Below are 24,258 nucleotides of genomic sequence, written 5' to 3'. Positions count from 1 at the left end.
CGAGCAGCCGGCCGCCGATCGCGCAAAGCGTGCGATCGGCGGCCGGCTTCGCAGTTTAGCCGACTCAGCCTTGCTGCGCGAAGATCTTCCAGGTCTTTTTCTGCGTGGCGGCGTCAGCCGTTTCGTGCACCGAGCAGTCGAGACGCAGATCGGTGTCCGCCATCGACAGATCGAGCAGCACGCAGCGATGCGGCGTTTTCTTCGGATTCTTGCTCGGTTCGAGGTGCGTGCAGGTCACGCACATCCGGTGCGGCGGGATATCGCCCTGCACTTCGAGCTGGCGCACGGTCTTCAGCAGCGTGCGATAGAACATCGATTGCTCTTCGTCGCGCAGCGTACCGACCGCCTTCGCGAGGAAGTCCGGCCATTGCGCCGCACGCTTGGCCGCCGTGCGGCCGCGCGCCGTCAGACGCACGGCAAGCGCCCGCCCGTCGTCGAGTGCGCGGCGCTTTTCCACCAGGCCCTTGGTTTCCAGCGTGCTCACGGCGTCGCTCGTGGTCGCGGCCGTCAGCGCGGTTTCGCGTGCGATTTCGCCCAGACGCATCGGTCCCTTGCGCTGCATCAGCAGCACGAGGATTTCGCCTTGAGTCGGCGTCAGGCCCGCGCCTTCCGCCCACTCCCATGCCTGGCTCCGCATGGCCGTGCTGAGTCGCAGCAGGCTGTGGGTCACCCGCCCGGTTGCCTGCTCTCCGTATACGCCTTCGCTCATAGTCTTTCGTTCGTTGTTGACAGCTTGCCGTGTCCCGCCGGCATCCGAATCGATGCCTCGGGGTCGACAGTCTGTAGGGGGATTCTTCACCGGTCAACCCGGTCTGCCATTTACTGCTATCTCAAAAATTTCCCGTGATGCCGCCTGTTCCGGCTGCTTACACAGGCATTGCACATGCTCCGTGTCCGCTGCGATCTGTTGTCCGGGCACCAACGGCGTGATCCGGGCGGGCCGCAACGGCGAAAAACGACATTCTATGCGAGAGCGGCGAATCGTACAGCTAAGTTATCCAATGCAATCTGTGGATAACCACGGGAAAGACGGAGGATGGCTTGTGCGCCGATTCTTGATAACCGTCGAGCCGGCAGGGCGTCTGCCAATCGTTCTCCCAGGTTTACGCTTTCGATGCACGTCCCATCCGCGTGGTTATCGTTTACGCAGCATATTGAGTTTTCAGGAAATTATTCGGTTGTCCACAGGCAAACGCAATGCTTGTTAACTACTACTACGTTTGTATACGTAAACATTGGATAAACCTGAAGGACGGCCTATCGGAAACTCGACCTACAAAAAAACCCGCCGAAGCGGGTTGTGTCGAGCCTGGTGATCGGGCCAGTTGCCTTTTCGGCGCAAAACGGGCCAAGGCTCGGATCCAGCGGGACCCGCAACCACGCCCCGCTTCGCTGCCCGCGTCACGCGCGCCATTGCAGACACTGCTGCCGCACTACTTCGTGCAGCGATTTTTCGTGCGCGACCATATTGCGCAGCCAGGTCGCATCGTTCATCTGGCCGCGCGCGATCGAACCGATCTCGTCGAGCGCCTTGCCCGAGCCCAGCGCATCCGCATGCGGCGCAATGCGCTCGAGCGTGTGAATGATGTCTTCCGAAATCGTGCGGCGCTCGCCCGTCTGCGGATCGATGCAGGTGCCGGCAAGGCCGAAGCGGCATGCTTCGAAACGGTTGAACGTATAGACGAGGTAGTCGTCTTCCTTTGGCGTCAACGGCTTGTCGAGCAGCAGATGGCGCGCGAGCGTCTGGATGTAGCACGCAATGGCTGCCGCGCGATCCACGGAAAGCGGCGTATCCATCACGCGCACTTCGATCGTGCCGAAGCCGGGCTTGGGCCGGATGTCCCAGTAGAAGTCCTTCATGCTGTTGACGACGCCCGTATGCACCATCTTCGAAAAGTATTCCTCGAAGCTGTCCCAGGTCAGCACGAACGGCGCACGGCCCGACAGCGGAAACGCGAACACGGAATTCAGGCGTGCCGAGTGAAAGCCCGTATCGACGCCCTGCACGAACGGCGACGACGCCGACAGCGCGATGAAATGCGGAATGTAGCGCGACATCGAATGCAGCAAAAACAACGCGCTATCGGCATTCGGACAGCCGATGTGCACGTGCTGGCCGAACACGGTGAACTGCTTCGCGAGGTAGCCGTAGAGTTCGGAAAGGTACTGGAAGCGCGGCGTATCGACGATCTTCCGCTCGCTCCACTGCTGGAACGCGTGCGTGCCGCCGCCGCACAGCCCGACGTTCAGGCGGTCGGCCGCGGCGACGAGCACGTCACGAATGGTTCGCAGATCGGCGACGGCCTGTTCGTGCGACGTGCAGATGCCCGTCGACAGCTCGATCATGCTTTCGGTAATTTCCGGCGTGATGCTGCCCGGAATCTTTTCGTCCTTGATGAGCCGGAGCAGGTCGGTACCCGCTTTGGTCAGATCATAGTCATGGGTGTTGACGATCTGCATCTCGAGTTCGACACCGAAGGTGAACGGTTTCGAATCGACGAAGGCTTCGAGTGACATGGCGTTTCCTGATTCATGTCGGCCGGACGCCGCCCGCTGGCGCAGGCCGCCCGGCCGGATTGACTGGCGGATGCCGCAGCGAACGCGTGCGCTGCGCGAAAAAAGCTGTTGCGCCCGTCAGTGCCAGACCGGTATCGGCCGGCCCCAACCGGCGCTGCCGTTGCTTACTCGCGCCGCTCGCCGACGAGCGCCAGCGAGCGATACACGAGCCAGGGACCGACGATCTGCAGCACGACGATCGAACACATGACGACCGCCCGCAGTGTCGGGTCGAAATTCGGATAAAGCTGGTACGTATCGTCGACGAGCAGATACGCAAGCGCCGACATCGGCGACAGTGACAGCCCGAGCGCCATCCCCTGCTTCAGATTCAGCCCGCTCGGCCTTGCGAACGCGAGCACGCCGACCAGCTTCGCGACGAGCCGCGTGACGATCAGACCGACGGCCGCCACGCCGCCCAGCATGATGTCCTTCCATTCGAACGTCGTCAGCGTCAGCACGAACAGAATCACCGTCAACAGCCAGCCCGCCGTGCCGAAATGCTGCGGCCAAAGTTGCGGGCGCGCTTCCAGATTCTTCACGATGATGCCGGCGGCCAGCAGGCTGAGAATGGTCGAAAGCCTGAACAGATGCGCAAGCGCGATCGCGAGCAGCACGAGGCCGAAGAGCGCGACAAACGAGTGTTCGTCCTGCAGGTTCACACGCTTGTAGAAAAACGTGATGGTCCGCGCGAGCACATACGCAAGGATCAGCGAACCGATCAGCAGGTACAGCGGCTGGACAATTGTCGCCAGCAGATTGCCGTACGCCTCCTGATGCAGCCAGCCGGACGCGAGCTTTTCGATGATGACGGCGTACATGCTGTTGAGTGCCGTCAGCGTCATCAGGCGCTGCGTGACCTGACCTTCCGCGCGCAACTCGGTCTTCAGCTGGATCACCATCGCGGGCGAAGTCGCCATTGCAATCGACGCAAGCACGAGCGCCGTCACCGTCGACACGTGCAGGAACAGCAGCACGAGCAGCACGAGCGCGAAACTGAGCGTTGATTCGGCCACGCTCGACACGATGAGCCATGTATTGCGACGAATCCAGCGCAGATCCAGGCGGCTTCCGAGCTCGAACAGCAAGAGGCCGAGCGCGACGTCGAGCAGCGGGCGCGCGGTGCTGGCCGACTCCGAGTCGATCACGCCCGAGCCCGCCGCACCCGCGATAAGGCCAATGACGGCATAGCCCGACACGCGTGGCAGGTGCCATGCCCGGTAGCACAGTTCGCCGACGAGCCCGGCGGCAAGCAGCGCGAGGCCGGCCCAGAAAATGGCATCGGGCGTGAGCGGCCAGGCTGGGAAAAATGAAAACGCCGACTTCATCGTGGTGGCTTCTCCTTGGCAGCAACGGCAGGCAACGCAAACGGGCAGACGCTGGCGGTGCGCAAGGCGCGGGCCGCGCCGTCGCCGCGATCGGCACGTCGGCCGGCGTTGCGGGTTGTCAACGATCGGATGAAAAACTGAAACGAACACGCCGATGCCGCGCGACTACAGGCGGCTCGACGTGAGTGAAAAGAGCGCCGTCGACTTTTGAATCAGATTCTGAGGGTCCGGCAACCGTTCCATTGACGCGTCGGTTTGCGGGGGCAAAACACGATGCGGAAGAACGGCGATTGTGCCATACCTTGTTTGCAGTTGACGGAAAAGCGTCCAACGAGCTGTCAAAGCGGTAAAAACGTACGCTAATTTCATGACAACAGGAAAAAACGACAGGCGAGAACCCATGTTTCCGAGGGATAACGGCCCGTTGCCGCTGTGCTCGACGAGTGTCGGCTTGCGCCTGTGTTTGATTGCTGCTGGGCTTCGGCGTTCCGGTTGCGGCGGGCGAACGAAGGCGTTGGAACCGTCAGATGCGCCGGATGCGTCGCGTAGCGAAGGCGCTCGCTTCAAGCAGGAGAAAGTTCATGCCGCGGCGCGTCGACGGCCCTCGGCTTTTCATCAATAGGTTTACTCGTATGTATACGTAGTAGAAGTTAACAAGGCCGCCGAGTTTCTGTGGATAACCTCGGTTTACCGAAACGAATCAGCGTTTTGCTGAGCGCATAACCGGATGTGTTTGATGTGCGCCCGGCGTTGGATTCGACGAATAACTTTTTGGGTTGTTTACGTGGCCGTCGAGTTACCCCGTTTACGTCCACATCGATTCCACACGAGTTTCGCCTGCAGTTTTCCCGGTTATCCACAATTTGTTGTGGATAACTTTTAACGGTAATACGTTCAGCGTGCCGTGCCTTGGCGCAGCGCGCGCAACAGGAACCGTGCGGGGTCGAGCGCCTCCGCGAGATCCCGTTCGATCGGCCAGGGCTCGCCCTCAATCTGCGATGCGATCAGCTCCGCGCCCAGCGACGCCCACACCAGACCGCGCGAACCGAACGCGAATGCACCATAAAGCCCCGGCGCGCGCGGCAGATCGAGCGGCCATGCGCCGCGTAGCCTGGCTGCGTCGTGGATCGCGGCTGATTCGTCAGCGAATGCGCCGATCATCGGCAGACGGTCGCTGGTCACACAGCGAAACGCAACGCGCCCTTCCAGCGACGCTTGCGCATAGGCGTCGATTGCCGCGTTCATATCGGGCAGCATATGCGCGACGCGCTCGATGTTTTCGACATGCGCATCGGCGCGCAACGCGGTGTCGGGGTCGTCGATGTCATAGGTTGCGCCCGTCAGCGTGACGCCGTCGGGCAGCGTCAGCGCGTACCCTTCACCGATCACGGGCACGCGCAACGCGTTGGCGCCTGCGGGCAGCAGAGTCAATTGACCGCGTACGCTGCGCGTCGACGCATGACGCAAGCCGGCGACACGCGCCGCTTCATGCGCATTGGCAAAGATGACAACGGGCGCGCCGGCGACGGCAACGCCGTTGGTGTCGAACACAATCCATTGATCTTCAAGGCGCTCGACGCGCGCTACATCGACATTGAAATACCGTTCGAGCAAGCCGCCCGCGACTTCGCATTGCGCTGCGCACAGCGACGCGGGATCGATCCAGCCGCCATGCGGAAAGAACCAACCTGCTCGCGCGACGCGCATGCCGGCGGCGCGCTGCGCTTCATCGCGCGAAACAGGTGTCACGTAGTCTCGTGGATAAGCGAAAGAAGCAAACGCGTGAGCCATCGCCGACGCTTCATCTTCGTCGGCGGCAATTTGCAGCAGGCCTTCGGGACCACGCAACGGACGATGTCCGCGCCGCTCCAGCAACGACCATTGTCGCAACGCGTGCAGAAATCCGGCGCGCGTGATGCGCGAGCCGACGCTATCGTCGCGTGACATCATCGGATGAAATACGCCGGCTGGATTGCCCGACGCATCGCGCGCAACGGCGGCATGCCGTTCGAGCGATGTGACGCACCAGCCGCGCGCCGTCAACCGCTCGATCGCCGCGCAACCCGCGAGTCCCGTGCCGATCACGACGGCATGTCGTTCGCCGACGGAAAGCGGCAGCGGCGGCTCGTGACGACGCACGCGATAGCGCGGCGCGAAGCGTCCGACAAGCATCGCGCGCTTCCATCCGAAGCCGTCGATTTTCCTGTACTCGAACCCCGCCTGCTGCAAGCCGCGCTTTACATCGCCGGCACTCGTATAGGTGGCGAAGGTGGCCTGATCGCCGGCCAGACGCGCGAGCGCCTTGAAGATCGCGGGCGTCCATAGCTCCGGATTCTTCGCAGGCGAGAAGCCGTCGAGATAGAACGCATCGGCCCGCAGCCAGAGCGTGTGCAGCGTTTGCACGGCATCGCCGAAGACGAGCGTGAGCGTCACGCGGCCATCGTCGAACTCGAGACGGTGCGTGCCGGGCACGAGCGTCGGCCATGCATCGGCGAGTTCGCGCGCGAGCGGCGCGATCGATGTGTCCGCAACGGCCGACGCGCATGCCGCCATCAGATCCGCTCGTGAAAACGGATGCTTCTCCGTCGATACGAAGTGCAGCCGCTCGCAACGCTGCGGGTCCGCGCGCCATGCTGCCCAGGTCACGAGGAAGTTGATGCCCATTCCGAAGCCGGTTTCCAGCACGGTAAACACGCGCCGCTTCTGCCAGCGCGCGGGCAGTTCGTTGCCCTTCAGGAAGACGTATTCAGCCTGTGCGAGACCGCCGACGGCGCTGTGATAGATGTCGTCGTGACGTGGGGAATAAGGTGTGCCGTTGTCGCGAAACGCGAGGATAGCGGGAACGAGCGGGTCGGTCATGCGCAATGAAATGCTATGCGGGGAAGAGATCCGGGCATCGGCGAAGCGGTTGCTCGACGTTGCAGATGGATGCGTGAGCACACGTCAAGCGCATGCCGACACCCGCCAAAGCCCGTCCAGACGGCCCTCCAGCGCCGTTCCAGGCGGCTCGAACGTTGGCAAAAACCAACGCTGACGGGGCTTCGAGCGACGCCGATAGCGGCCATTCGATGCCCTCGACGCCGAAAAAGCCGCTTTCCATGCTGTATCAGGCATTGCCGGGTGTAATTCTTCGAAACCCTTATCCAGATTGGGTTTGCGCTGCGCTATCATAGCAAGCGCCGCGCGGGTAGCGGCTGCACGGTGCTCTGCGCGGTGCCTGGCGCGCCGCGGGAGTCCGGGGTATTCCCGAGCCGTCGCTGCTCGACGGCGCGGCGCGCGCACGTATAATCGGCGCGTTCGCGCTGTTCGTGTCAAACCTAAACCAGAAAGGAACCTTAATGAACAAACAGGAACTGATCGACGCCGTCGCAGGTCAGACGGGCGCCAGCAAGGCTCAAACCGGCGAAACGCTGGACACGCTGCTTGAAGTTATCAAGAAGGCTGTGGCGAAGGGTGATGCAGTCCAGTTGATCGGCTTCGGCAGCTTCGGTTCGGGCAAGCGGGCAGCACGTACGGGCCGCAACCCGAAGACGGGCGAAACCATCAAGATTCCGGCCGCAAAGACCGTTAAGTTCACGGCTGGCAAGGCGTTCAAGGACGCAGTCAACAAGCGCTGAGCAACAGCAGCTTGATTTGTTGACGCCCGCCATCGGCGGGTTTTTTTTGTCAGTGGTTTTCGATGACGGGCGTCGAGCTACACAGCGATCATGCTCAATGACGATGGTGATGATGGCCATCGTCGTCGTGATCATGATCGTGATGATGCGCATGATCGTGATCGTCGTCTTCGAGATCCCATGCGGGAAACGGATCGGCTAGCGTGCGCCAGCCTTCGGCGCCCAGCGCGTATTCGTCGTCCGTCAACAGGCAAGCGTCGAATTTCGCGCGCCACTGCGACCGATCAAGATCGACGCCGATCAGCACCAGTTCCTGGCGACGGTCTCCAATCGTGAAGTCGTCCATATCGCCATACCAGTCGGCGGCGATTTCATCCATCAGCTCGGCGTCGCCCTCGGGCCATTCGCTGCGGTCCTGCGCGGCCCACCATGTTCCCGCGGGCGCTGGCCGGCATGCGCCGCCCGCCTGCGATAGCGAACCGCCAATATCGTTGCGCGTCGCGAGCCAGAAAAACCCTTTGCCGCGCAGCACGCCTTTCCATTCCTCATGCAGCAGCGCCCATAGACGTTCGGGATGAAACGGCCGCCGCGCCCGATAGACGAAATGTCCGACGCCGGGTTGTTCAGCGTGTTCGTCGGCTTTGTCTTCGTGACTGATGGGATCATGCAGCAGCGCAAGCCAGCCTGCTCCATTCGACGTCGCGTCGTAATCGAAACGTGCCGTGCGTACGACTTCTTCGATCGGCGCATTGCCGTAGCTGCTGACGATTTGCACCGCACGCGGATTGAGCGCGGCGAGTATCGCTTGCAGGTGGATGAGATCGTCGGGTGAAACCAGGTCTGCCTTGTTGATGACGAGCATATCGGCGAACTCGACCTGCTCGATCAGCACCTCGACGATCGTGCGGTCGTCGTCGTCGTGAGTGGCAATGCCGCGCTCGGACAGCGCGTCCGTCGATGCGTAATCGCGCATGAAATTCGCGGCATCGATCACGGTCACAGCGGTGTCGATGGATGCGCGTTCGGCGAGCGATCCGTCATCTATGATAGACTCCACGATTCTTAGCGGCTCATCCACGGCCGCCGCCTCGATGACAATTGCATCGAAGCGATTCGCCGACGCGAGCTCGAGCATCTGTTCGAGCACGTCTTCATCCGCCTCCACGCAGGCGCAACCATTCGGCAGTTCGACGCGCGATGCGCCTGTGGTTACAGGCGCGGCATTGTCGATGTCGAGACGAACAGCAGCAAGATCGGGAACGATCGCAGCGATGCGCGGGCCAGCGCGGTTCGAAAGAATCTGATCGACGAGCGCGGTCTTGCCGGCGCCCAAGAACCCGGAGATCACGGTGACGGGCAAAAGCGGCTGGTTCATCGCAGTACGGAAAACTTAAAGGTGAATGACACATGCGGCGGCCGAACGTCATCCGGACGCGGGCCGACAGCAGCACGAAGCCGCATTGTGCATCAATTGGCGTGAGGCCGAGGTCCGACTTTGTCCGGCGCAGTCGGCTGGACGAGCCGGCTATCGGGCAGGCATCAGATTCCACTTACGTAGAATCGCCACGATTTGCCTCGCGTACTCGTCGCGCAGCGACGGTGTCTCGGAGTGGTATGCGCCGACGGCAGCCCAGGTATTGCCGTATTTGTTCATTTTCTGGCGTAGATGCCAGGCGGCGATATAGACGTTCTTGCACGGCTCCATCAGCGTGCCCTGCGAGATGCCGTACTGCGCGAGCACAGGCAGATGGACGGAATTGATCTGCATGACGCCGTAGTCGGTCGAGCCGTTGGCGTTCTTGTGAACAGCGGTGGGTCGGTTATGCGACTCCTGCCAGGCAATGGCCCGCAGAATCAGCGGATTGACCTTCTGATAATTGGCGGCCTCGTCGAAACAGTCGGCGCGTGCGGACGCGGCGCTCAATAGCGCGGCGAGCCCAACAGCGACAGTGACGGAGATCAATTTCATCGGTCAAGATGACTAAGTATATGAATGCGCAAACAGATAAAGCGGTAAAGACGACTGGAAACCCTTATCCGCCTGGACAGCACTCGGGAAAACCCGCTGCGCCTATTATGCTCGAATCAGTCGAACCGACCGTATCATACCGGCTGGAAATGTCGCCTCAAAGTTGGCAAGCGGACATAAGCCAGGAAGTTGCGGCCACAGAAGGCGGTCGTTATGGCACGCTGTCTAAAGGCAAAAACTTTCAAGAACGTAACCAGACGCGCAATCGGACAGCCGCCCTGCGGCGAACGTTAGAGGAATCTCACGTGACCTGGCGCTTTTGTGACATTTACGACACGAAAAACTGTTACTGTTCATTGTTTTCGGTTACAGGGAGGCAAGGCATCCTTGGCAGACGACTGCCATGCGAGCACTTGTCTGACCGGGGACGACTGGATGTCGGCCGGTCGTTCGCTGTGCATGACCGTCGACGGACCACAACGTCGGCTTCGAAATCACATTCATGAGAAGAAATCGTATGGCTCTGCGTCGCGTCGCGAAGGGGTTGCTGGTCGCTGGCATGATCGCAGCGCAATGTGCGCACGCGCAGGTGACGCTCAACTTCGTCAACGCCGACATCGACCAGGTAGCCAGGGCGATTGGCGCGGCGACGGGCAAAACCATCATCGTCGATCCCCGTGTGAAAGGGCAATTGAACCTGGTATCGGAGAACCCCGTTCCCGAAGAACAGGCGCTCAAGACGCTGCAGTCCGCGCTGCGGATGCAGGGCTTTTCGCTCGTGCAGGATCACGGTGTACTGAAGGTGGTGCCCGAAGCCGATGCGAAGCTGCAAGGCGTGCCGACCTATGTCGGCAACGCGCCCCAGGCGCGCGGCGATCAGGTCGTCACGCAGGTTTTTCAGCTGAAGAACGAATCGGCGAACAACCTGCTGCCGGTGCTGCGTCCGCTCATCTCGCCGAACAATACGATCGCGGCCTATCCGTCGAACAACACGATCGTCGTCACCGACTATGCCGATAACGTGCGCCGCATCGCGCAGATCATCGCGGGCGTCGATACGGCGGCCGGCCAGCAGGTGCAGGTCGTTCCTCTGAAGAATGCGAACTCGATCGACGTCGCGACACAAATGTCGAAAATGCTCGACCCCGGCTCGATCGGCAACACGGATGCAACGCTGAAGGTTTCGGTTCAGGCCGATCCGCGCACCAATTCGCTGCTGTTGCGCGCGTCGAACCCGGCGCGCCTCGCAGCCGCGAAGTCGCTCGCGAAGCAGCTCGATGCCGCGACCGGCCAGCCGGGCAACATTCATGTGGTGCAGTTGCGCAACGCGGACGCCGTGCGTCTCGCGAAGACGCTGCGCGGCATGCTCGGCAAGGGCGGCGGCGAGTCGTCCTCGACGTCGAGCGCCGGCGGCAACGCCGCGAACGCGTTCAACCAGAACAACTCGAGCCAGTCGACGGGCGGTTCGGGCAACCCGCCATTGCCGTCGGGGCTGGGCAGCTCGTCATCGTCGTCGGGCAGCAATCCGCTGGGCGGCGGCGGGGGCGGCGGCGGCACGTATGGCGGTCAGGGCAACAACAACGCCGCCTTTCTCGGCGAAAAGGAAGGCGGGGGTGAAGAAGGCGAGCAGCCGGGCGGCATGATCCAGGCCGACGCAGCGACGAACTCGCTGATCATCACCGCGTCCGACACGGTCTACCGCAATCTTCGCAGCGTGATCGACCAGCTCGATTCGCGCCGCGCGCAGGTCTATATCGAAGCGCTGATCGTCGAACTTTCGGCGACGACAAGTGCGAACCTCGGCATCCAGTGGCAAGGCGCGCTGCTGTCGGACAGCCGCAACAACGGTCTCTATGGCAGTTCCAACTTCCCGACGAACGGCAGCCAAGGCATCGTCAACCTGACCGCGACGGGCGCAATCATTGCGAACAACCCAGCCGCGGCGCTCGCGACGACAGGCACGAATCTGTTGAACAGCGGGCTGAACGTCGGGCTTTTGCACCGCTTCGGCAATGTGCTTGGTCTTGGCGGCCTGCTGCAGGCGCTGTCGCAATCGAGCGACGCGAACATTCTGTCGACGCCTAACCTGATCACGCTCGACAACGAAGAAGCGAAGATCGTCGTCGGCTCCAACGTGCCTGTCGTGACAGGCTCCTACGCGACGCCGACTGCGAACGCCGCGACATCCGTTACCGCGTTTAACACGTTCGACCGTCAGGACGTCGGTATCGTGCTGCACGTGAAGCCGCAGATTACCGATGGCGGCATCATCAAGCTGCAGATCTATTCGGAAGACTCATCCGTCGATCCAACCTCGACGAATAATCCAGGCGGCGTGACGATCATCAAGCGTTCGGTCCAGTCAACGGTGCTTTCCGACGATGGCGAAATCATCGTGCTCGGCGGCCTGATGCAGGACAATTACTCGAACGGCAACAGCAAGGTGCCGCTGCTCGGCGATATTCCGTGGATCGGCCAGCTGTTCCGCTCGGAAAACAAGACGCGTACGAAGACCAACGTGATGGTGTTTCTGCGGCCTGTGATCGTGCGCGACCAGGCGACGAGCTCGTCGATTGCGATGAGCCGCTACGACTATCTGCGCGCGGAGCAAGGCGGCTACCAGACCGATAACCATCTGATCCGCGACAAGGACATTCCGATGCTGCCGCCCGCGCCGCCGGGGCCGAGCGAGGGCGGCGTGCCCGCACAGAACCTGTTCGATTTCAACCAGATGACGCGTCAGCCGCAAGCGCCCGTCGGCTCAAGCGATCAGAACGGCATGAACGGGACAACCGGTGCGAACGGCGCCGGTGGCGCTAACAGCGTGAATGGCGCGAATGGTCAAACGGGCTCGACAGGTGCTGCACCTCCTCCGGGCAGTACCGCATCGCCGGGAGCCAAGCCGTGAGCACGACGCCGCTTTCCGGGCCGCACGCCACTGCCACGACGAACGGCGTGCGCGAAGCCCCGGAAACACCTGTACAAGCGGGGCGCGAAGCCCCGGAAATATCCGCTCCAGCGGGGCGCGATGCGCCCTCTCCGCTTGCTGCGCGGCTCGTGCCGTACGGCTTTGCGAAGGGCGGCCAGATTCTCGTCGCGCACCAGCATGCCGATTCGATCGAAGTCTGGATCAGCGAGCGCACGAGCCAGGCCGCGCTTGCTGAGGTTGCGCGCAATTTCGGCGTGGTGTCGGTCGTGCGCCTGGAGGCTGACGAACTCGCGGAAGCGATCAACCACGCGTACGCGCGCCAGGACGGCAGCGCGGCGCAGGTGGTCGGCGAAGTGGAAGGCGAAGTCGATCTGTCGCGTCTGATGCAGGACATTCCCGAAGTGGAAGATCTGCTGGAGTCGGAAGACGACGCGCCGATCATCCGCATGATCAACGCGCTGCTCACACAGGCCGCGCGCGAACAGGCATCGGATATTCACATCGAGCCGTTCGAGAATGCATCCGTGGTGCGTTTTCGCGTCGACGGCACGCTGCGTGATGTCGTGCGGCCAAAGAAGGCGCTGCACGGTGCGCTGATTTCGCGGATCAAGATCATGGCGCAGCTCGATATCGCCGAGAAGCGTCTGCCGCAAGATGGCCGCATCACGCTGCGCGTCGGCGGACGACCCGTCGACGTGCGCGTTTCCACCCTGCCGACAGGCCACGGCGAACGCGCCGTGCTGCGTCTGCTGGAAAAAGACGCGACGCGCCTGAATCTCGAAGCGCTCGGCATGGCGCCCGACACGCTCGTGCAATTCGACAAGCTGATATCGCGTCCGCACGGCATCGTGCTCGTCACGGGGCCGACGGGTTCCGGCAAGACGACGACGCTCTACGCGTCGATGTCACGCCTCGAAACGGCGACGACGAACATCATGACCGTCGAAGACCCGATCGAATACGATCTGGCCGGCATCGGCCAGACGCAGGTCAACGAGCGGATCGGCATGTCGTTTGCGCGCGCGCTGCGCTCCATCTTGCGTCAGGACCCGGACATCATCATGATCGGTGAGATCCGCGACCTCGAAACGGCGCAGATCGCGGTGCAGGCGTCGCTCACGGGCCACCTGGTTCTCGCGACGCTGCACACCAACGACGCCGCATCCGCCGTCACGCGTCTCACGGATATGGGTGTCGAGCCCTATCTGCTCGCGTCGTCGCTGCTCGGCGTGCTGGCGCAGCGCCTCGTGCGGCGTCTGTGCCCCGTGTGCAGGGAAGAGCGCGATGAGGACGGACACAAGCACTGGCACCCGGTCGGCTGCGACAAATGCGGTTTTTCGGGCTATGCGGGACGACGCGGCGTGTATGAGCTGCTCACTGTCGACGAGTCGATCCGCACACTGATCCACCGCAATGCAGCCGACGCCGAGATTCTCGACGCCGGCCGCAAGCGGGGCATGCGCACGCTGCGCGAGGACGGCGAGCGCTGGATCGCGTCTGGGATGACATCGCTCGAAGAAGTGATACGCGTGACGGGCGGGGTCTGAGCGCATGCCGGCATTCCGTTTCGAAGCAATCGACGCCGCGGGCAAGGCGCAAAAAGGCGTGCTCGACGCCGACAGCGCGCGCGGCGCACGCTCGCAGTTGCGCACGCAAGGCCTTACGCCACTGGTCGTCGAACCGGCGGCGACGCGCACGCGCGGCGAGCGCAGCCAGCGTCTGTCGCTCGGACGCAAGCTGTCGCAACGCGAACAGGCGATTCTCACGCGCCAGCTCGCAAGCCTGCTGATCGCGGGCCTGCCGCTCGACGAAGCGCTCGCCGTGCTGACGGAACAGTCGGAGCGCGACTACATCCGCGAACTGATGGCCGCGATCCGCGCGGAAGTGCTGGGCGGGCATTCGCTTGCGAACGCGCTGTCACAGCATCCGAAGGATTTTCCCGAGATCTATCGCGCGCTCGTCGCGGCAGGCGAGCACACGGGCAAGCTCGGGCTCGTGCTGTCGCGCCTTGCCGACTATATCGAGCAGCGCAACGCGCTCAAGCAGAAGATCATTCTCGCGTTCACGTATCCGACCATCGTGACGATCATCGCGCTCGGCATCGTCACGTTCCTGTTGAGCTATGTGGTGCCGCAGGTCGTCAATGTGTTCGCGAGCACGAAGCAGCAACTGCCATTTCTGACGATCATGATGATGGCGCTGTCCGCTTTCGTGCGGAACTGGTGGTGGGCGGTGCTGATCGCGCTCGCAATCCTGATTTACGTGGCGCGTTCGGTACTTGCGCAACCGGGGCCGCGCCTCGCGTTCGATCGCTGGACGCTGACCGCCCCGCTCTTCGGCAAGCTCGTGCGCGGCTACAACACGGTGCGTTTCGCGAGCACACTCGGAATTTTGACGGCGGCGGGCGTGCCGATCCTGCGCGCGTTGCAGGCCGCCAGCGAAACGCTCAGCAATGTCGCGATGCGCGGCAATATCGACGATGCCATCGTGCGCGTGCGGGAAGGCACGTCACTGTCGCGCGCGCTCGGCAACACGAAAACGTTTCCGCCCGTGCTCGTGCACCTGATCCGGTCCGGCGAAGCGACGGGCGACGTGACGACGATGCTCGATCGTGCGGCGGACGGCGAAGCACGCGAACTCGAACGGCGGACGATGTTTCTGACGAGCCTGCTCGAGCCGCTGCTGATCCTCGCGATGGGCGGCGTGGTGCTGGTGATCGTGCTCGCCGTGATGCTGCCGATCATCGAGTTGAACAACCTGGTGCAATAGCCGTAGCGGTGGCGGCGAGATGTCACGCCGCGAAAGGTTCGTGCGTGCCGTCGCGGCCTGGACGGTGCGCCGGCGCGGCGGAAAATGAACTCAGCGCACGTAGATGGTTGGGCCGGGCGCGTTGGCGGGAAGGGTCACTTCGGAATGCGCGCCGTTGCGGTCGAGGATGATCGAGCGCGGGCGTACTTCGGAGAGCTTGGTGCCTTGCATGATCGTGCCGCCCAGCGACACCGTGCGGGGCGGCTCGCCGCCCGTGCTGACGATCGCGGCGGCGCCTTCGCGCAGCGCGAGAATGCCGAACAGCCGCACGTCCTGATTCGCGTTGCGCGTCAGCTGGCCGCCGAACAGCGTCCCTGCCAGTTCCGTCGAAACGGGCCCCCGCACGGCCGCGGCGGCTACGGGCGCGCCGGAATGCGACGTGAGCGCGACGATCCAGTAAGTGAGCGTCGCGCAGAACACGGCGAAGAGCGTGAGCGAAATCAGTCGGATCTGGAGTGCGTTCATGCTGTCATTGTACGGACTATTGGGAATTTGCGGCCTGTCCAGGGCCTTCACTGGATGACATTAAAATGACCGACCGGACCTGCGGCGTGCTGCGTTTGTTTCGACGCGTGCCGCGATGTCCGGTCGATCGACCATTTTTTCAAAGAGAGGTAGCAAGTTATGCAAATGTGGATCAGTCGCCGAAACGAAACCGCGGTCATGCGCGCGAACCCGCGCGCCCGTCGTCAACGCGGGTTCACGCTGATCGAAATCATGGTCGTGATCGCGATTCTCGGCATTCTGGCCGCGCTGATCGTGCCGAAGATCATGAGCCGTCCGGACGAAGCGCGCCGCGTGGCCGCGAAACAGGACATCGGCACCATCATGCAGTCGCTCAAGCTCTACCGTCTCGACAACGGCCGCTATCCGACCCAGGAGCAAGGCCTGCGCGCGCTGATCGAAAAGCCGAGCACGGACCCGGTGCCGAACAACTGGAAGGACGGCGGCTATCTGGAACGTTTGCCTAACGATCCTTGGGGCAACCAGTATCAATACCTGAATCCGGGCGTGCACGGCGAGATCGACGTGTTCAGCTATGGCGCGGACGGCAAGGCGGGCGGAGAAGGCAACGATTCCGATGTCGGCTCGTGGCAATGAGCAGCGTTGCTCGTTGCCGCGCTTTGGATGTTTAGATCGATCGTCAGCGGCGTCATCATGCGATTGTCCGACTGCTTGCCTCGTGCTTCGCGCGCGGTCCTGAACGTCGATGACGCTGACGGTGTCGTCGCCGTCGGCGGCTCGACGGGGCATGCGCGGCGCGCGGGCGCACTCAGGCGGCAGCGCGGCTTCACGCTGCTCGAAATGCTGGTGGTGCTGGTGATTGCGGGCTTGCTGGTGTCGCTGGCGTCGCTGACGCTGAACCGCAATCCGCGCACGGATCTGAACGAAGAGGCGCAGCGTCTTGCGCTGCTGTTCGAGTCGGCGGGCGACGAGGCGCAGGTGCGCGCGCGCCCGATTTCGTGGCTGCCGCTCGAAGGCGGCTTTCGTTTCGATATCCGCACGAACGACGGCTGGCGTCCTTTGCGTGACGATCTGCTCGGGCCGCGCCACTGGGAAGGCGGCGTGACGGGCGTGACGATCGACTACCCCGGTTCGGATACGCATTCGGACCGCATCGTGTTCGGTACCGAGAGTATCGATACGCCCGTGAAGATCACGCTGTTTTCCGCCGCGGGCCATGTGACGATCGTCGGCACGGGCAACGGCCGTTACGAGGTCCGCTGATGACACGCGCGCTTCGCCTTCGCCGCTCGGGCCGTGGAACCGGCAATCCGAATCGTATGAACGCCGATGGCTTCACGATGATCGAAGTGCTCGTCGCGCTGGCGATCATCGCAGTGGCGCTAGCCGCGTCGCTGCGGGCCGTCGGCAGTCTCGCGACGGGCGAGGCGGATCTGCATCGGCGGCTGCTCGCCGGCTGGAGCGCGGACAACGCGCTCGCGCAATTGCATCTGACGCGCAAGTGGCCGGACGTTGGCACGCAAAGTTTCGATTGTTCGCAGGGCAACCTGCAGCTGATTTGCTCGGAAACCGTGAGCGCGACGCCGAACCCGGTGTTTCGGCGCGTCGAGGTGTCGGTGAAGATGCCCGGACGGCCGGGCAATCTTGCGCAATTGGTGACGGTGATCGCGAATGAAACGAACCGGTCGCTCTGAGCCCCGCGGGGAGTCCCGCTGTGAGTCCCGCTCCGAGCCCGATGGGCTGCGCGCGCGTCGCGCTCCCTTGTCGATGAGGAAGACGGCGGGCGGCTTCACGCTGATCGAACTGCTCGTTGCGATTGCGATTCTGGCTGTGATCGCGGTGCTGTCATGGCGCGGTCTGGATCAGATCATTCGCGGCCGGCAGACGATCACGAACGCAATGGAAGACGAGCGCGTGTTCGCGCAACTGTTCGATCAGATGCGCATCGACGTGCGCAACGCGGCATCCGATGACGAAGTCGGCGAGCCGGCCGTGGGCGTGCAAAGCAACACATTGCAGATCGTGCGGTACGCGCGAACGCCTGGCGTGGCGCCCCGGCTGGTGGTGGTGCGGTATCGGATCACCAATGGGCGCATCATTCGCTATGCGTCGCCGCCGCTCGGAAATGTCGGCGAAGTGCGGCGCGCGCTCGGCGGCGGCGAGAATGAGAACTGGGGGTCGGTGCCGTTGATGGGCGGCGTCGGCGCAATCTCGGCCAGAATGTATGTGCCGAAAGTCGGCTGGACGACGCAGATGAAAGACGTGCAGTCGGCCATCACCGAAAACGACAATAATCTGAAAGTCCCTCAGCTTGGGAATGCGCCGTTGCCGAGGTCCGTGACGGGGGTCGAAGTCAGTGTCGGCGCGACGTCGCTGGCCCGGCCGATTACGCGGGTTTTTCTCGTAGGGGAGTGATTTTTTCATGAAGTGCGTTCGCTCTGCCCGTTCGAAACCTGCTGCGCAACAACGCGGGGCGGCCATCATCAGCGCATTGCTGGTTGTCGCGCTGTCGGCCATCCTCGTTTCCGGCATGCTCTGGCGGCAGCAGGTGCAGATCCGGCGCATCGAGAACCAGCGGCTGCTTGCGCAGGCGCAGTGGGTCTCGCGCGGCGCGCTCGACTGGACGCGCCTCATTCTTCGCTCCGAAGGCGATACGTCGGCCGGCATCACCTATCTTGGCGGCGTGTGGGGCGTTCCCATCGCGCGGACGCGTTTGTCGGATTTTCTCGGCCAAATTGGCGAAGTGCGCGCGCAGCAAGCCGCCGCGACCTATATCTCCGGCTCCATCGAGGACGCTCAGGCCAAGTTCAATCTGCGCAATCTCGTGTCGTCGCCCGTGCCGGGCGCCCTCACGTTGAATGCCGACCAGATCCTGGCGTTTCAGCGCCTGCTCCAGACGCTTGGGATCAATAGTCAGCTTGCGAAAACTACCGCAATTCAGATGCGCGCCGGGCTTCGGCAGTCGGCAACCCGCTTTCAGAGTTCCGAGACGCCTGGAAATGTCGATCCGGCCCAGCTCCAGGGCGCCGTAGGCGGCGGCAACGCGGACAAGGCCGGTCTCGGGGACGCCGACAAAACCGCCGGCGTCGCGCCGCTTCAGATGACGGGCGTCGATTCGCTGCTCGACGTGCCCGGCTTTACGCCGGACATGGTCGCGCGGCTGCGTCCGTTCGTAACCGTGCTGCCGACGGCAACGGCCGTCAACATGAATACCGCACCCGCCGAGGTGGTCGCGGCCGTCGTGCCCGGCATGAATCTGTCGAATGCGCAGGCGTTCGTCGCGCGGCGCGAGACGGTGTTCTTCCACAACATCAGCGATGTGCAACTGGCGTTGCGCGGCGCGGGCGTACAGCAAACCTCGTTCGATCCGAACGAACTCGACGTCAATACGAGCTACTTTCTAGTGCATGGCCGTGTCGAGCACGAGCGTGCCGAAGTCGATCGCACCACCCTCGTCTACCGTGACGTGCAGACGCATATCACGCGTGTCGTATGGGGACGAGATCAACCATGAACAATGCAATTTCCCGAGAGAGTGGCCTTTGAGCACGCTGATCGTTCTTCTGCCGCCGCGTGACCCGGCGGTGCCGTCGCAGGAATGGCAACTGCCGGAATTGCCGTTTCTGCTGCTCGACAAAGCGGGGCGCATACAGCGCGCAGGTCAGTCGGCGCCCGGTCTGTTGCCGCGCGCAGGCTCGACGGTGCTGATGGTCGCCGCGCGCGACTGTCTAATGCTCGCCGCCGCCGTGCCGCCGCTGAAGGGCCCGCGCTTGCGCCAGGCATTGCCGAATGTCGTCGAGGATCAACTGATTCAGGACGCGCAGACGACCCATATCGCGCTCGATCCGCAACCGATCGACGGCAATCGCCACGTGCTCGCGATCGTCGATCGCGGCTGGTTCCGCTATATCGTCGAGACCTTTGCGGCGGCCGGTCATCGCAATGTGAAGGCGGTGCCCGTCGCGCGTTGCCTGCCGCGGCCCGTCGCCGCCGCAGCAGCGCCGGCGCGTGCGGAACAAGCCGTCGCAGCGGGCGCCGCGGATGACGATACGGCGCCGCCGCGCGACCATTTCGGCGAGGACGTCACGCCGATCGTTGCGGCCGTGCTCGGCAACGTCGTGTCTTCGACGGCCGCGGTGCTCGGTGAGGACGCCATCGCCAATACAGCCCCGCCTCGCGTCGAACTCGCGCTCTTGCGCGGTCCGCTCGGCGAAGGGATCGCCGTTCCCGCGACGGACGTCAACATGACGGTGGCGGCGCTCGCGGGCCACGCGCCTGTCACGCTCTACACGCTCGTCGATCTGCCCGGCAGCGAGCCGCGCCTTGCATCGACCGCGCCATCGGGTCGCGCGTCGCCGATCAGCGGCGCGCTGCCGATGTCGTTCGAGACGCTCGCGCGCAACGCCATCGACTGCCGCTTCGATCTATGCCAGTTCGAGTTCGCGGTGCAGCCGTGGCGACTCGATCGCGCGACGCTGCGACGTCTGCGCCTGCCGTTGTGGCTGCTGGCGGGGACGGTGCTCGTCGCGATCATCGGCGCGAATGTGCAATGGCTGATGCTGTCGCGCCAGCGTGACGCGATCAGCGCGCAAATGACGGAGCTGCTGCTCAACACGTTTCCGAAGACGACCGTCGTGCTCGACGCGCCCGATCAGATGGCGCGTCAATTGCAGCAATTGCGCGTCGCGGCGGGCGAGCTGTCGCCGGACGACTTTCTGTCGCTGGCCGATGCGCTTGCACGTTCGCTCGGGCCCGTGCCCGTCAACGGCATTGCCGCGCTCGACTATCACGACCGGCGGCTCGACGTGACGTTCAAGCCGGAGGTCAAGGTCGATCCCGATTTCCAGCAGCGTCTGACGCGCAGCGGCCTGAAGGGCTCGATCGACAGCAATACCGGCAAATGGACCATCAGGAACGGACAATGAAAGCTGAACTCTTGAATACCTGGGCCGGCTTCTGGGAAGCGCGCACGCCGCGCGAGAGAGGAATCCTGACATGGGGCGGCGTGGCCGTGGCCGTCGCAGTCGTGTGGTCGGTTCTGTGGGCGCCCGCGCAGGAAGGCCGCGCGCGGCTGCGTGAATCGATTCCGGCGCTGCAGCGCCAGCTCGCGCAAATGACCGCGCAGGCGAACGAAGCGCGCTCGCTGTCCGGGGCGGCCCAAGGCGTCGCGCCGACGGGCGGCGCGCTGAAGGACGCGCTGACGTCCTCGCTTGGCGATCACGGTCTTGCGGCGACGCAGGTCCAGGTGATCGGCAACGCGGTGCAGATCCAGTTGAAGAACGCGTCGTTTCCCGCATGGACGGACTGGCTCGACGACGCACGCAAGCAGTTCAAGGTGCAGGTCGCCGAGGCGCATGTCACCGCGTTGAAGCAGGACGGCCAGGTCGATCTGACGGCGTCGCTGCAACCCGCAACGATCAAATGACGGCGCTGCCACAGGACCACGCATGAGATTCTGGATGCGGCGATTGCGCGCCGCGCTGCCCTGGATCGTCGTCGCGCTGATCGCGAACGTCGTGGTGCTCCTCGTGGCGGCGCCCGCCGCGTGGATCACGCCGCAGTTCGCGAAGGCCACGCAAGGCCACGTCAATCTCGTCGATCCGTCGGGGTCGCTGTGGCATGGCTCGGCGTCGCTGATGCTCGCCGCCGGGCCCGACGCCGAATCAGCGACGCTGCTGCCGGGGCGGATCGAATGGCACACGTCGTTCTGGGCGCTGTTCACGGGCCGCGTGCGCATGCAGATGCAGCAAAGCGATGCGATGCCCAACCCCATTACCGTCGACGCGACGCTGCGCAGCGCGACGATGTCGAGCGGCAGCCTGACCGTGCCGGCCGCATTGCTCGCGGGATTGGGCGCGCCGTTCAACACGCTCGATCTCCAGGGCGACGTGCGGCTCAACTGGACCGACTGGCGCACCTTCAATCGACAGGCTTTCGGTCAGCTGATCGTGACGCTGAACGACATGAGTTCGCGCGTTTCACGGGTGAAGCCGCTCGGGTCTTATCGCGTGGTGTTCCAGGCGGAAGGCGCTGCGGGCACGCTCGATTTGTCGACGACGAAGGGGCCGCTGCTGCTGAACGGCCATGGCACGCTCAGCCAAAGCTCGACATCGTTCGCCGGCACCGCGAGCTCGGCACCCGAAGCCGCCGACAATCTGGCCGGGCTGCTGAATCTGCTCGGGCGTCCGACGGGCCGCGGACAGGTCGCGCTGGGTTTCGCCCGCTGACCTGCCTCGCGGGCAAAAACGGAATGCCGCCATGGTCGCGCATCGCGGCCGTCTGCATTCCTGGTTCGTACGTGGCGACGTCTAGCCGGCTGATGCTGGCGCTCCGGCGACGGGCGTAGTGGGAGCCGCAGGCGCGGAAGCGGGCGCTGGCGCGGCGACATCGCCCGTTTCGCGGTCCATCTGCGACACTTCCCAGCCACCGCCCAATGCCTTGACGAGACCCACTGACGAAACCATCCGCTGACCGGCGATGCTCGCGAGCTTCTGCTCGGCCGTGAACGCGGTGGTTTGCGCCGTCAGCACGTTCAGATAGCCGACCGTGCCGGACTTGTACTGGTTCGTCACGATATCGAGCGCCTGCTGTGCGGACTGCACGGCCTGTTCCTGAACCGTGATTTCCTGCTCGAGAATGCGCAGCGACGCGAGGTTGTCTTCGACATCCTGGAACGCCGTCAGCACCGTCAGCCGATAGGTGGCGACGTCCTGATCATATGCGGCGCGCGCGGCTTCCGTCTGCGCGTGGCGCAGGCCCGCGTCGAAAATGGTCGTCGCGAGCTGCGGGCCGAGCGTCCAGAAGCGCGACGGCATCTGCAGCAATTGCGAGAACACCGAGCTTTCGAAGCCGCCGCTCGCCGACAGCGTCAGCGTCGGAAAGAACGCCGAAATCGCGACGCCGATCTGCTCGTTTGCCGCCGCGGCCCTGCGTTCCGCCGACGCGATATCCGGCCGCCGCTCGAGCAGCGCGGACGGCAATTGCGCGGGCACGGCGGGCGGCAAGGCGTCGAGCGGCGCGGGCGGCAGCGCGAACGTCGAGGCGGGCTCGCCGACCAGCACGGCGATCGCGTGCTCGTTCTGCGCGCGCGCGACGCCGTTGTCGATTGCCGCGGCCTGCGCCGATTGCAGCTGCGTTTGCGCCTGAATCACGTCGGAGCGCGCCGCGACACCCTGCGCATAACGGTTCTGCGTGAGCGTGAGCGAGCGCTGGTATGCGGCGACGGTGTCGTCGAGCAATTTCTGCTGCGCGTCGAGCGAACGGGTATTGAAGTAGGTTTGCGCGAGCGTCGCCTGAGCGGAAAGGCGCGCGTTCGCCAGATCGGCGGCGGCGCTTTGTTGGCCCGCCTTTTGTCCCGCGACGGTGCGGCTCACCTTGCCCCAGAGGTCGGGTTCCCAGGTGGCGTCGAGCGACAGGCTGTAGCTGTTGCTGATCGAGCCGGAGCTGCTCAGCGACGAAGTGGTCCCGCCCCCGCCTCCCGTCACTGATCCGTTGAAACTGCGGCTCGGCGTGCGCGAGCGCGAAGCATCCGCCGATGCGCTGATCACCGGGAAATAGGCTGCGCGCGCCTCGCTGACGAGCGCGCGTGCCTGCCGGTATGCGGCGGCGAACTGCGCGATGCTCTGGTTCGACGCGTTCAGCTTGTCTTCGAGCGCATTCAGCTGCGGGTCGTTATAGATGGTCCACCATGCGCCACGGTCCTGCTGGTCGGCGGGCTGCGCGACCTTCCAGCCTTCGGCGGCTTCCTTGTACGAAGCGGGAACCTCGACCGACGGCCGCTTGTAGTCGGGGCCGACCGCGCAACCGGCAAGAGCGACGGCGAGCGCAGCGGCAGCGGCAATGGTCAGGACGCGTGGCCCCGCGACGTTCGCGACAGCGGCAGGTGCGCGCGAAGTTCGATCAAACTGCATGCAAATGAATTCCTGTCGATTCGGATGGCGCGATGCGCACAGGCGAGGCGATCGCGGAGCGGCCGCTCACGCGGTGCCCGGCGCGGATTCGCGATCGCTCGAATGGTAGCTGACACGGCGGCCGGCGACGAAAACAGAAGGTTAATGCCGCGCACGCTCCGTGTGTGTTACCGACGGTATATCGACGGTTACGTGCTGTTACGGCGCTTCACGCACGGAAAAGGGCCGCCTGCCAGGGCAGCCTTCGTCACGTAGCGCCTGGGATGGGTTCAGACGCGCGGGTCCGCTGTCGTCTGCCGCGCCTGTTTGCCGGCGGCGGCGCGGCATGCCGGCGCGTCGGGGCGGGTCTGGCAGACCGTCGCGGCAGGCGCGATCGTCTGGTGGTTGCCCGTCAAGCGGGCCTTGAGCGGGGATGCAAGCAGCGCGATCGGCCTGACGGCGCGCTTTTGGGCGCCAGGCGAGCGCCGATGTTCGAACCACGCGAAGAGCAACACCCCGAGAGACCCGCCCGGCAGGACGAAAATTACCGCGTACAGAGCCACTTTCCACCAGCGGTTGGCTCCCTGGAAAGTTTGAAGCGCGGAATCGGTCAATGAGCGGCCCCAGCCGCCAAGGGTGTTTTTGAGGTACAGCATCGCGGAAATCCTCTGTGCGCCGGTAAAGGAAGGCGCACGCA

At 63.8% G+C, this 24,258-nt stretch carries 21 protein-coding genes; 12 read left to right on the top strand and 9 right to left on the bottom strand.

Going from position 1 to position 24,258, the window contains the following annotated elements; all coding sequences use genetic code 11:
• Positions 1-64: 64 nt before the first annotated feature.
• The 4 genes from J8I87_RS15675 to mnmC all read right to left on the bottom strand — a co-directional run bounded on the left by J8I87_RS15675 (position 65) and on the right by mnmC (position 6,743).
• Positions 65-709, bottom strand: coding sequence for a MarR family winged helix-turn-helix transcriptional regulator (locus J8I87_RS15675; protein WP_209932366.1), 645 nt, complete (start codon positions 707-709; stop codon positions 65-67).
• A 692-nt stretch (positions 710-1,401) separates the two neighbouring features.
• Positions 1,402-2,517 (bottom strand): YbdK family carboxylate-amine ligase, encoded by a 1,116-nt coding sequence (locus J8I87_RS15670; RefSeq protein WP_209932365.1) that lies wholly within the window; start codon positions 2,515-2,517, stop codon positions 1,402-1,404.
• A gap of 164 nt (positions 2,518-2,681) precedes the next feature.
• On the bottom strand, positions 2,682-3,884 hold the full coding sequence (locus tag J8I87_RS15665; protein WP_209932364.1) for a cation:proton antiporter: 1,203 nt from the start codon (positions 3,882-3,884) through the stop codon (positions 2,682-2,684).
• A gap of 894 nt (positions 3,885-4,778) precedes the next feature.
• Entirely contained in the window at positions 4,779-6,743 is a 1,965-nt protein-coding gene (gene mnmC / locus J8I87_RS15660; protein ID WP_209932363.1) for a bifunctional tRNA (5-methylaminomethyl-2-thiouridine)(34)-methyltransferase MnmD/FAD-dependent 5-carboxymethylaminomethyl-2-thiouridine(34) oxidoreductase MnmC, read from the bottom strand.
• A 479-nt stretch (positions 6,744-7,222) separates the two neighbouring features.
• Between mnmC and J8I87_RS15655 the strand changes: the two genes are divergently transcribed.
• Complete coding sequence (locus J8I87_RS15655) at positions 7,223-7,501, top strand: HU family DNA-binding protein (protein WP_007581741.1); 279 nt, start codon at positions 7,223-7,225, stop codon at positions 7,499-7,501.
• Between the two features lie 94 nt (positions 7,502-7,595).
• On the opposite strand, the gene J8I87_RS15650 is transcribed toward J8I87_RS15655, so the two are convergent.
• Together J8I87_RS15650 and J8I87_RS15645 are read right to left on the bottom strand one after the other, a co-directional pair.
• Positions 7,596-8,876 (bottom strand): GTP-binding protein, encoded by a 1,281-nt coding sequence (locus tag J8I87_RS15650; protein ID WP_209932362.1) that lies wholly within the window; start codon positions 8,874-8,876, stop codon positions 7,596-7,598.
• Positions 8,877-9,026: 150 nt separating this feature from the next.
• On the bottom strand, positions 9,027-9,470 hold the full coding sequence (locus tag J8I87_RS15645; protein ID WP_209932361.1) for a lytic transglycosylase domain-containing protein: 444 nt from the start codon (positions 9,468-9,470) through the stop codon (positions 9,027-9,029).
• Positions 9,471-9,972: 502 nt separating this feature from the next.
• On the opposite strand from J8I87_RS15645, the gene gspD reads away from it, so the two are divergent.
• The 3 genes from gspD (at position 9,973) to gspF (ending at position 15,168) form a co-directional block, all read left to right on the top strand.
• Positions 9,973-12,378: a type II secretion system secretin GspD gene (gene gspD, locus J8I87_RS15640; RefSeq protein ID WP_209932360.1), complete on the top strand. Its 2,406-nt coding sequence runs from the start codon at positions 9,973-9,975 to the stop codon at positions 12,376-12,378.
• A gap of 98 nt (positions 12,379-12,476) precedes the next feature.
• Positions 12,477-13,946, top strand: coding sequence for a type II secretion system ATPase GspE (gspE, locus tag J8I87_RS15635; RefSeq protein ID WP_209932468.1), 1,470 nt, complete (start codon positions 12,477-12,479; stop codon positions 13,944-13,946).
• Positions 13,947-13,950: 4 nt separating this feature from the next.
• The gene (gene gspF, locus J8I87_RS15630) at positions 13,951-15,168 is read left to right on the top strand and encodes a type II secretion system inner membrane protein GspF (protein ID WP_209932359.1); all 1,218 of its coding nucleotides are present in this window, start codon (positions 13,951-13,953) and stop codon (positions 15,166-15,168) included.
• A 90-nt stretch (positions 15,169-15,258) separates the two neighbouring features.
• Here the strand turns inward: gspF and J8I87_RS15625 are convergent, their stop codons facing one another.
• Entirely contained in the window at positions 15,259-15,672 is a 414-nt protein-coding gene (locus tag J8I87_RS15625; protein ID WP_209932358.1) for a type II secretion system protein N, read from the bottom strand.
• Positions 15,673-15,831: 159 nt separating this feature from the next.
• Here J8I87_RS15625 and gspG point away from each other — a divergent pair, with 159 nt between their 5' ends.
• Genes gspG through J8I87_RS15585 form a run of 8 tightly spaced genes read left to right on the top strand, consistent with a single transcriptional unit; the run spans position 15,832 to position 21,899 of the window.
• Positions 15,832-16,308, top strand: a complete 477-nt coding sequence (gene gspG, locus J8I87_RS15620; protein ID WP_409518761.1) for a type II secretion system major pseudopilin GspG — start codon at positions 15,832-15,834, stop codon at positions 16,306-16,308.
• A 57-nt stretch (positions 16,309-16,365) separates the two neighbouring features.
• The gene (locus J8I87_RS15615; RefSeq protein WP_245253962.1) at positions 16,366-16,935 is read left to right on the top strand and encodes a GspH/FimT family pseudopilin; all 570 of its coding nucleotides are present in this window, start codon (positions 16,366-16,368) and stop codon (positions 16,933-16,935) included.
• A 56-nt stretch (positions 16,936-16,991) separates the two neighbouring features.
• Positions 16,992-17,366, top strand: coding sequence for a type II secretion system minor pseudopilin GspI (gspI, locus tag J8I87_RS15610; RefSeq protein WP_209932467.1), 375 nt, complete (start codon positions 16,992-16,994; stop codon positions 17,364-17,366).
• A complete protein-coding gene (locus J8I87_RS15605) occupies positions 17,344-18,087 on the top strand; it encodes a prepilin-type N-terminal cleavage/methylation domain-containing protein (RefSeq protein WP_209932355.1) in 744 nt (247 codons plus the stop codon). The genes gspI and J8I87_RS15605 overlap by 23 nt, the downstream gene beginning before the upstream one ends.
• 7 nt (positions 18,088-18,094) lie before the next feature.
• Positions 18,095-19,186 carry a type II secretion system minor pseudopilin GspK gene (gene gspK, locus J8I87_RS15600; protein WP_209932354.1) on the top strand — a complete coding sequence of 364 codons (1,092 nt, stop codon included), beginning with the start codon at positions 18,095-18,097 and terminating at the stop codon, positions 19,184-19,186.
• Between the two features lie 28 nt (positions 19,187-19,214).
• A complete protein-coding gene (gspL, locus tag J8I87_RS15595; protein WP_209932353.1) occupies positions 19,215-20,597 on the top strand; it encodes a type II secretion system protein GspL in 1,383 nt (460 codons plus the stop codon).
• The gene (locus J8I87_RS15590; RefSeq protein WP_209932352.1) at positions 20,594-21,097 is read left to right on the top strand and encodes a type II secretion system protein M; all 504 of its coding nucleotides are present in this window, start codon (positions 20,594-20,596) and stop codon (positions 21,095-21,097) included. The genes gspL and J8I87_RS15590 overlap by 4 nt, the downstream gene beginning before the upstream one ends.
• 22 nt (positions 21,098-21,119) lie before the next feature.
• A complete protein-coding gene (locus J8I87_RS15585; protein WP_209932351.1) occupies positions 21,120-21,899 on the top strand; it encodes a type II secretion system protein N in 780 nt (259 codons plus the stop codon).
• 81 nt (positions 21,900-21,980) lie between these two features.
• Here the strand turns inward: J8I87_RS15585 and J8I87_RS15580 are convergent, their stop codons facing one another.
• Positions 21,981-23,582 (bottom strand): efflux transporter outer membrane subunit, encoded by a 1,602-nt coding sequence (locus tag J8I87_RS15580; protein WP_209932350.1) that lies wholly within the window; start codon positions 23,580-23,582, stop codon positions 21,981-21,983.
• Between the two features lie 269 nt (positions 23,583-23,851).
• Positions 23,852-24,217 carry a hypothetical protein gene (locus tag J8I87_RS15575; RefSeq protein WP_209932349.1) on the bottom strand — a complete coding sequence of 122 codons (366 nt, stop codon included), beginning with the start codon at positions 24,215-24,217 and terminating at the stop codon, positions 23,852-23,854.
• Positions 24,218-24,258 lie beyond the last annotated feature (41 nt).

It is taken from the genome of Paraburkholderia sp. LEh10 (genome assembly GCF_017814945.1).
GTDB lineage: Bacteria > Pseudomonadota > Gammaproteobacteria > Burkholderiales > Burkholderiaceae > Paraburkholderia.
This window is presented reverse-complemented; position numbering and strand designations above follow the sequence as displayed.

Bases quoted from the DNA above. Each gene is read 5' to 3' on its own strand.
- J8I87_RS15575 (WP_209932349.1), bottom strand. From the start codon at position 24,217: ATGCTGTACCTCAAAAACACCCTTGGCGGCTGGGGCCGCTCATTGACC.
- J8I87_RS15585 (WP_209932351.1), top strand. From the start codon at position 21,120: ATGAGATTCTGGATGCGGCGATTGCGCGCCGCGCTGCCCTGGATCGTC.
- J8I87_RS15605 (WP_209932355.1), top strand. From the start codon at position 17,344: ATGAAACGAACCGGTCGCTCTGAGCCCCGCGGGGAGTCCCGCTGTGAG.
- gspK (WP_209932354.1), top strand. From the start codon at position 18,095: ATGAAGTGCGTTCGCTCTGCCCGTTCGAAACCTGCTGCGCAACAACGC.
- gspF (WP_209932359.1), top strand. From the start codon at position 13,951: ATGCCGGCATTCCGTTTCGAAGCAATCGACGCCGCGGGCAAGGCGCAA.
- gspG (WP_409518761.1), top strand. From the start codon at position 15,832: ATGCAAATGTGGATCAGTCGCCGAAACGAAACCGCGGTCATGCGCGCG.
- J8I87_RS15625 (WP_209932358.1), bottom strand. From the start codon at position 15,672: ATGAACGCACTCCAGATCCGACTGATTTCGCTCACGCTCTTCGCCGTG.
- J8I87_RS15655 (WP_007581741.1), top strand. From the start codon at position 7,223: ATGAACAAACAGGAACTGATCGACGCCGTCGCAGGTCAGACGGGCGCC.
- J8I87_RS15645 (WP_209932361.1), bottom strand. From the start codon at position 9,470: ATGAAATTGATCTCCGTCACTGTCGCTGTTGGGCTCGCCGCGCTATTG.
- gspI (WP_209932467.1), top strand. From the start codon at position 16,992: ATGAACGCCGATGGCTTCACGATGATCGAAGTGCTCGTCGCGCTGGCG.
- J8I87_RS15580 (WP_209932350.1), bottom strand. From the start codon at position 23,582: ATGCAGTTTGATCGAACTTCGCGCGCACCTGCCGCTGTCGCGAACGTC.
- mnmC (WP_209932363.1), bottom strand. From the start codon at position 6,743: ATGACCGACCCGCTCGTTCCCGCTATCCTCGCGTTTCGCGACAACGGC.
- J8I87_RS15665 (WP_209932364.1), bottom strand. From the start codon at position 3,884: ATGAAGTCGGCGTTTTCATTTTTCCCAGCCTGGCCGCTCACGCCCGAT.
- J8I87_RS15670 (WP_209932365.1), bottom strand. From the start codon at position 2,517: ATGTCACTCGAAGCCTTCGTCGATTCGAAACCGTTCACCTTCGGTGTC.
- gspD (WP_209932360.1), top strand. From the start codon at position 9,973: ATGAGAAGAAATCGTATGGCTCTGCGTCGCGTCGCGAAGGGGTTGCTG.
- J8I87_RS15590 (WP_209932352.1), top strand. From the start codon at position 20,594: ATGAAAGCTGAACTCTTGAATACCTGGGCCGGCTTCTGGGAAGCGCGC.
- J8I87_RS15675 (WP_209932366.1), bottom strand. From the start codon at position 709: ATGAGCGAAGGCGTATACGGAGAGCAGGCAACCGGGCGGGTGACCCAC.
- J8I87_RS15615 (WP_245253962.1), top strand. From the start codon at position 16,366: ATGCGATTGTCCGACTGCTTGCCTCGTGCTTCGCGCGCGGTCCTGAAC.
- J8I87_RS15650 (WP_209932362.1), bottom strand. From the start codon at position 8,876: ATGAACCAGCCGCTTTTGCCCGTCACCGTGATCTCCGGGTTCTTGGGC.